This is a genomic window from Bradyrhizobium sp. 153 (assembly GCF_023073835.1).
Classification (GTDB): Bacteria; Pseudomonadota; Alphaproteobacteria; order Rhizobiales; family Xanthobacteraceae; genus Bradyrhizobium.
Genome location: NZ_JADPKH010000026.1, coordinates 1 through 7,584 on the forward strand (window position 1 = coordinate 1; position 7,584 = coordinate 7,584).

General features: G+C 59.7%; 3 protein-coding genes and 4 pseudogenes. 3 read left to right on the plus strand and 4 right to left on the minus strand.

Annotated elements, in window-relative coordinates:
• Positions 1–732: pseudogene (locus IVA91_RS06195) on the plus strand (recombinase family protein); the annotation flags it as partial.
• Between the two features lie 25 nt (positions 733–757).
• Here the strand turns inward: IVA91_RS06195 and IVA91_RS06200 are convergent.
• The 3 genes and pseudogenes from IVA91_RS06200 to IVA91_RS06210 all read right to left on the minus strand — a co-directional run.
• Positions 758–1,198 carry a hypothetical protein gene (locus IVA91_RS06200; protein ID WP_247458468.1) on the minus strand — a complete coding sequence of 147 codons (441 nt, stop codon included), beginning with the start codon at positions 1,196–1,198 and terminating at the stop codon, positions 758–760.
• Entirely contained in the window at positions 1,162–1,440 is a 279-nt protein-coding gene (locus IVA91_RS06205) for a winged helix-turn-helix transcriptional regulator (protein WP_247458469.1), read from the minus strand. The genes IVA91_RS06200 and IVA91_RS06205 overlap by 37 nt, the downstream gene beginning before the upstream one ends.
• Positions 1,441–1,866: 426 nt before the next feature.
• A pseudogene (locus IVA91_RS06210) lies at positions 1,867–2,296 on the minus strand (hypothetical protein); the annotation flags it as partial.
• 1,495 nt (positions 2,297–3,791) lie between these two features.
• Between IVA91_RS06210 and IVA91_RS06215 the strand changes: the two are divergent.
• Together IVA91_RS06215 and IVA91_RS06220 are read left to right on the plus strand one after the other, a co-directional pair.
• The gene (locus tag IVA91_RS06215) at positions 3,792–6,182 is read left to right on the plus strand and encodes a Ulp1 family isopeptidase (RefSeq protein WP_247458470.1); all 2,391 of its coding nucleotides are present in this window, start codon (positions 3,792–3,794) and stop codon (positions 6,180–6,182) included.
• A gap of 99 nt (positions 6,183–6,281) precedes the next feature.
• A pseudogene (locus IVA91_RS06220) lies at positions 6,282–6,509 on the plus strand (IS256 family transposase); the annotation flags it as partial.
• 62 nt (positions 6,510–6,571) lie between these two features.
• On the opposite strand, the pseudogene istB reads toward IVA91_RS06220, so the two are convergent.
• Positions 6,572–7,245 (minus strand): annotated as a pseudogene (istB, locus tag IVA91_RS06225) (IS21-like element helper ATPase IstB); the annotation flags it as partial.
• Positions 7,246–7,584: the final 339 nt, after the last annotated feature.

Below are 7,584 nucleotides of genomic sequence, written 5' to 3' on the forward strand. Positions count from 1 at the left end.
GAGCGCGCCCGCTACGAGGCCGAGCGCGCCCGGCGTCAGTATGACGCCGTCGAGCCCGAGAACCGTCTTGTGGCGCGCTCACTTGAGCGGGCTTGGGAAGAGAAGCTGCGTGTCGTCGAGACGGTCGAGCAGCAGCATGCGCGTTGGCGCGCGCAAGAGCCGCTTCTGATTGGCCCGGCGGAACGCGCAGGGCTACAAGCGCTCGGCGAGAACCTGCCGCGGATTTGGAATGCGGCCACCACGTCGGCAGCCGATCGCAAGCGCATTCTGCGATTTGTCATCCGCGAAGTCGTTCTTGATCAGAAGCGGACCCGAGGTCAGGTGTGGCTCAGGATCGTCTGGCAGACCGGCGCAACCAGCGAGCATCACGTACAACGGCGCGTTCATACCTACCGCAACTATATCGACATTGATCGGTTGCGGCGACGGATCGTCGAGTTGAATGCTGAACACAAAATGGATGGCGAGATCGCGGCAATACTCAATCAGGAAGGCTTTGTCGCGGCCCGAGGCTGCGCCTTCAAAGGCGAGAACGTCTGGCTGTTGCGCACCCGCTGGGGCATTCCCACCGTCAAAATCAACGGCGTGGACAAGAATCCGATGCGCTGGCCCGACGGCAGCTTCTCGATTCAGTGCGCAGCGGCTGAGCTTGGAGTAACCCCGCAAACAATCTTCGATTATCTTGCGCGCGGAATGCTGGCAGGTCGTCAGTTAGCCAAAGGCCAGCCATGACAGATCGAGCTCTCAGACGAACAAATCAGTCGGCTGCGCAATCGGATACGACGTACCAAGCGTTCAAAGACGGAGGCATCATGAAGTCATCGGCTCGGCAATGACATCGTGCCATTGCAACACGGGCACCTGAGTCGTGATCAACAGCGATCCCTTGTCGTAGCGATCGGTTGAAGCTGGCCTCGGCATAGGTGTAGTTCGAGGCGCCGAGCTCGGCGACGAAGATCTGCATGCTGCGCGCCTCGCCGCTGAGCCCGTCAACCACCTCCATGGTATGGCCGGAATAGTCGACGAACAGCTTCTCGCCGGCGACATGGACCTGGCGCAGGGTCGGCTTGAGGCGGCCCGTCCACTCCTTGTAGCGTTCGCAGAACCGCGCATAGTTGAAGCTGTCGGAGTTTGCGTCGCAATACTCCTCCCACAACAGCATCAGCGTGACGTTCCTCCGCCGCAGCTCGCGATGCACGAGCGCCCAATCCGGATGCGGGCGCTCGTCGCTGGGCCGATCGGATGGTGGCGGATACAGCGGTTCTCGAGCCGGACATCGTCATCCAGCTCCGGCGGCAACGGCCAGGTCAGGCCGGCGCGGCAGGCTCGGTTGAGGTACTTGCTGACCGTGCCCTGGGCCAAGCCCAGGCTGCGGGCAAGGGCGCGTTGCGACATGCCGACGCTGTAGTGCAGGCGTAGAACTTCACGGATGTGGCGCATGGACAGTCTCTCGGTCGGCATCTCGGTCCTCTGCGGTTAGGCAAAAGACCAAGCTACCCGGGTGGCAGACTGTCAGCGGCGCGCGCCTCCTAATTGCCCCGATCGCATCGCTGGAAATAGCGATCACGATCGGCTGGAAATGGTGATCACGATGCTCTGGAATGGGTGATCACGATGCCCTGACTCCGTGATCACGATCGGCTGGAACACGCAGCAATACGCCCAACGACTTGAGTTGTCGGGCGTGTTCGTGAGACGTCACCGTCTAGATCACTGCGTCTCAACAATCTCCGTTAGCTCGGCCACCCCTCGATGATTCGAGCCTCGACGCTCGGGCCGCTCTCAATCGAGTATCGAGGATGAGCATCGCGAGTGCTCTGGGCGCCTGATCTGTCCCACCTGATGGCCGCCGCTAACGTGGTAGCCCTGCGCCAAATCCCGTCCGGCTGGTCCGGGTGCGACCATAGCCGTAAAGCGGATGAACGCCGTAGGGGTAACGACAGTCGCGCCAACGATCGCGAAGATCATTTGCCAGGTGGGCGAAGGCCTTCGCCATCTGGGCGATTCCATGCGTCGCGTTGTAACCGGCGAACATGGCGGGCGCGACATAGACAACGGTGATCACGAGCCGGAGCCAAGTAGACGTCACGAAGGCGAGCGCGAGTTGGCCTATACCGAACCTCGCGCCGCCCGCCACGACGGCCACCACGATGCCGCCGAGCGCGCCGGCCCCCGTGTAGAAGGCCCAAAGGCCAATCGTCACGCCTGCGAAGACGGGCAGCGCGAAGACTGCGAGCGTGAAGAGCAGCCGGGCGGAGAAGCCGATGACGAGGAAAACGAGCAGTCTTATTGGCAGTCACAAGCGCTTCATGAACACCGCGCGCCGGCATGCGCGGATGCGCAAGACCTGGACCGCGGCCGGCCGCCATGCTGCGGATAACTGCAAGGCCGTCGTCAGGGTTTTTACAGTCGTGACTACCCGCTGTCTATCGCTGCGACCGCGGCAGCGTTATGCTGGGTCAGCGTCGGTGTATGATGTTCGGGGGACTTCGCATCGATAAAGCGGCGCTGGCCGATCTCTCAGATCGATACTTTCATGCCCTGGAACTTCCAAGCCTGAACGGCCAAAGCTTCGCGCTTACGCCGCTGCCAACACGTCTTTGGTATTCATCGGCGGCGCCTGGCGCATTAAGGTCCTTGAAGCGGCGGTAGATCACCAAGCTGCGAGGATTTGCCGCATCCTGAAACGGGTATGAAAGCCAACCAGGCTCGACGCGACAGCACTGGGGCTTGAAGTCTACGTAGCGTCAGGTTGTACAGTCTGAATCATACATGCGGACTTCGCTCTGAAGCGTCATGATCACTCGAAGAGGCTCGTTGGTTGTAGCGAATGTGAGGACGTTGAACTGAAGAACTGATGAGGAAGCAGAGCTTGCAGTGCAAGTATCGAAACCCGGACGCCTTCCATCAGCAATGGGGCGGCCCAATTTCGATCGCGATGTGCCGCATGCGAACTTGCCCGGAAGGAGGGCGGCAACAGGTGGCTTTTGGATTGTGCGAGTATTTGGGTTTCGGTTCTCCTGGATCGTTTTGAGGTTTGGCGAGCGGTTACCTGTTGCCCAGGAAGCCGGGGCGCTCTTCTGCAGCAGCCAAGGCTGGGCAGGTGTGAGTAATGCACGAGCTCGGAGCGGCACTAACGGTCCCTTTTTGTTCAATTTGGCGAATCTTGACGTCCGGCTTTTTGAATCCGGTCTCTGTGGTCAGTGCACCGGAGTGTGGCCGCGGGGCAGCTATGAAGAGTCACCTCATCTAGGGAGAGTCGTGTGGAACCCGTCTATAACAATCCGGACGATTGGATGCGCTGGTACGCCGAGCTGCAGCGGCAACAGACCGACGTTGACCCTGCAGATCAAGCTGGCTTCGAGCAGCAATTGGGCGAGCTGCAACTCCGCTCTGCTGAGGAGAGTTCCGGGGTTAGTTCCCCCGACACTCCAGCCGCACGGTCGCATGAAAACATCCAGCGTACGGACGTTGGTGGTTCGATGCGAATGCGGCCAAGGTCCAACCTGCGGGACAACTCGTTCAGCAGCACGCGTCACAGTGTCGATGTTCCTAGCGCTCACCTTGGCGCGGGTGCGACGGCCTCGCAGTCTAGCTTGCGTGACCAGTTGTTCAGTAGCACGCGCTACACAGCGCCATCGGAACCGCAGCCTGCGGCGCGGACGAAGGATAGCAAAAGCCGTAGACTGTTTTCTCGTGTTAAGTCAGGGTTCGGCAAAGTCTTCGGAGGAAGTGGTGGCGAAAAGTCGTCCGGCGGCTCGACGTCCGAGGTGGCCTCTTCAGAGCTTCGGATGGATTTCGCCAAGCGTGGTCGCCCCGCTGGCCAGGACATGCATCCCGAAGACGAGGCCCGCATCGAGCAGTTCGCGGAAGCAGTCCGAGGATATGAAATTCTCCCCGACGGTAGTACCGGCCGAGGGGACGGAAGGGTTTGCGATGGTACCCTCAGGACCAATTTAGGGCTTCTTAGGGGGTTTGCTCGTTGGCTCCGAGCAGAGAACAGGGGTTCGATGGCTTCTCGGCTTTTAAACGATCCAGAGTCACTAGCCGCTGATATCACGGATTACAGGGCGGGCGGTGGGGACAATCATAACCGTCTCAAGTCGGCACTGTCTCATTTCAGGAGGTTCGCGCCCAACGAGCAAGAACTCCAAGCCGTCGGGCCCGGGCCGCGCCTGATGGGGCGCCAAATACATTATCCTTATCCCGAGGACGCCCACCTCATTGATGGCCTGGCCAATGAAGAGCTGAACAAGCTGGGATCGGATTCGACTTCCCAGAGGAGAGGTGTCTCGGAACGGGCCAGCAAACAACGTAGGTTTAGTGATTGGCTCCAAAGGGAGGGTAGGGGGAACATAGTCAGCCGACTCACCGGCAGTGATCAGCAGCAACGGTCGTTGATGGAGGATTACAGGGCCTTTACCAAAGCCGAGGGAAAAGTGGTCGTGAGTTTCGATCGGCTTCGGCAGTATCTAGGCACCGAGCCCCAATTGAAGCATCATCATCCTTATCCTTATCCCGACGACGCCCGCATGATTGATGGCTTGGCCAACGAAGAGCTGAGCAAGCTCGGACAGGACTCGACTTCCCAGAGGAAAGCTGTCCGGAATATGGCCATAAATCAACGTAGGTTTAGTGATTGGCTGCAAACAAGGGGTAGGGAGAGCATAGCGAGCCGTCTCAACGGCAGTGACCAGCAGAAATGGTCGTTAAAAATAGATTACCAAGACTTCCGAGACTGCACCGAAGCCCTCAGAGGATTTTCCGTGGGTCTCAAGCGGCTTGGGCAGTACCTACAGGTCGTTGAGGCGAACGCGGCGTCGGGGTTGTCCCCTCAGCAGGCAAGTGGGCGGGAATCGGCCGGTCCGAAGGGCCGCTTGGATCAACCTACCGGGTTCGGATCAACCTGGCCGCTGCAGCAGGTTGATCCATCGATTCAAGGCCGCAGCGAATTATCGCTTGGCCCCAAGGATTGGTTGGGCGACGAGCATATCCAGAGGGATTACGAGCTCCTGGAACAGGAGTTGCAGGGGAACAATCCAGATCTCGCCGCCCGGACGCGGTTCGTGGATCCCCTCATAGCCAATTATCATCTGCGCTTGGGCCCCGAGAGCGTCGCGCTAAGCGCATTCCAGCGCATCGTCCATAATCAGAACGGTAACGACACAGCCGACTTCCTGTTCGTGCCAGTGAACGATGCCAGTGCTACGGATCGTCATCGTCGTGGCACCCATTGGTCGCTGCTGTTCGTTGATCGCAGCGACCGGGAACGGCCGGTTGCCTATCATTATGACTCCTTCCTAGGATACAACGACAAGCTTGCAAAAATGCTCGCACAAAGGCTGGGTACGCGTCTGGAGCCTGTCCGCATGACCCGGCAGGGGAACGGTTGGGATTGCGGAGTCTTCGTGGTTGACGGCACGCGGGCGCTTGTTAGGCGACTGGCGCAAAGACGGCCGCCAGCCGTGCTGCACCTCGACAACCTCGTCGCCGATCGGCAGCAACTCCAACGACGTTTGAGGACCGCTCCCAGCAGTGCGCGAGCGGCGGCTGCAGCGGATCGACCGGGACCCTCAACGCAACTTGTCGATTCGCCAGAGTTTTGGCGTGGAGTGGATCAAGCCGGCCAGCCTTCCGCCGATAGCTGGAACACAGCGAACTTCTGGCAGGATTTGTCGTTACCCGCCCATTCGCCAGTGCAAAGCGTCAATCCGCCAAGCCCACCATCATGGGAGCAAAGCTTCGGGACATCGATAGCGGATCGACCGGGACCCTCAACGCAATTTGTCGATTCGCCAGAGTTTTGGCGTGGAGTGGATCAAGCCGGCCAGCCTCCCGCCGACAGCTGGAATACAGCGAACTTCTGGCAGGATTTGTCGTTACCCGCCCATTCGCCAGTGCAAAGCGTCAATCCGCCACCATCATGGGAGCAAAGCTTCGGGACATCGATCTTCGCGCCACAGTACATGCCGCCAGCGCAAGACTTAGGAGGATTCGTCCCTCCGAGTTGGCAACACGGCAATCAACCGGCGCCGGAGAACCTCCGGCGCGGAATGCACTGGCATAACGTGCTGCCGAGCCCGGACCGACCACAGACCCACATCAGGATTCATGATGTGCCCTACACGGCCACTCTGGGGCGATCAGGCAAGCAGAACGACATTCACGTTTTCCTGGAATAGGGAGGAAAAGATCGAGCAATAGATGATAGTCGTCCGTGAAGAACCAAAAGAGCTATCGCCCAAAGTTGGTGACGGCGGGAATCGGAAAGGCGGCATATCGTGGGGGTGCTTGAGGCCTCCACTTCTCCACCGAAGGAGCGATATGCCTTGTCCAACGATAACGTCATCCATCTGATTCAGCCTGGAATCTTCGACGATCAACTCACAGAAGTCTTGCGCAATGGGGCGCGTGTCCTGCTTGCCCAGGCGGTCTAGGCCGAGGTTGCAGACTTTCTCGGCCAGCATTCCGATTTGAAGACCCGGGACGATCACCAGCGCGTCGTCCGCTAAGGTCACCTGTGCGCATTTGCCGATGGTGAGCAGCGGCTTTGACCGACATGGTGATTGGTTCAGGGGTTTGGGTTGACGCCAAGAGTTTGGTTGCGGCCGTTCTGCTTTCGCATGCTTTCTCCGGAGAGTTGGAGGCGGTGAGCGTTGTGAACGAGGCGATCCAGGATGGCGTCGCCGAGGAGCAACGCTGCGGTTCGACGTGATCAGCATGGCGCCGGTTTCGTAGCGCCGGCTCACCAGTTGGAAGAACAGATGCGCCGCGTCAGGTTTAAGTGGCAAGTAGCCGAGTTCGTCGACCATGAGCAGCTTTGGCTTCGACAGCGCGAGCAGTTTCTCGTCCAGGCCTCGCTCGCCGTGCGCCTTGGCGAGGCCAGCGACCAGCGTCGTCGCCGTGGTGAACTGCACCGTGTACCCGGCCAGGATTGCCTCTCGCCCAAGCGATCGACAAGTGCGTCTTGCCCACGCCTGGCGGGCCGAGCAGCAGCACGTTCTCTCCGTTGGCTATCCAAGGTGACGCGGCAAGATCGCGGATCTGCTTTGGATCGATTGACGGCTGCGCCTCGAAGTCGAAGCCAGCAAGCTCCTTCACGGCCGGGAAGTGTGCGAGCTTCAGCGCCATCTCGATGCGGCGATGATCCTTGCGCGCGATCTCGCGCTCGCACAGTAGGATCAGCGTCTCACGCGCCGACAGGTTCGCGCGCGCCGTCTCGTCGAGCAGGCTGTCGAGCTGGTCGCGGCCGCTGCCGAACCAGCGCTAACCCAGCGCCTTACCTATGGAGTTGCACCAACTCAGTTGCGCAGATGTGTTCGCCCTAGCGCCTCTCGTTGCGCTTGATGACACCGCGATGAGCGTTATCCAAAATGGCTCCGAGAAGGAGTCTAAAGGGTCGTTACGGCAACCTGATCAGGATTTCGAGACAACGTCACCGCCTCCCAAACAGCCGTTCTTCAGGCGGCATGCGATCCACTAGATTAGCCCGCATTTCTCACAGTATTGAGGCGCATCGGGGCGCGAATCAGCGAAAGTTCTTTTGCGAGAAGGACTTTGCGATGATTCAAGGAATGCCCCGAT

What these genes read in the sequence shown, in the direction of transcription:
- IVA91_RS06205 (WP_247458469.1), bottom strand. Translation starts at nt 1,440, where the DNA reads ATGCGCCACATCCGTGAAGTTCTACGCCTGCACTACAGCGTCGGCATG.
- IVA91_RS06215 (WP_247458470.1), top strand. Translation starts at nt 3,792, where the DNA reads ATGGATTTCGCCAAGCGTGGTCGCCCCGCTGGCCAGGACATGCATCCC.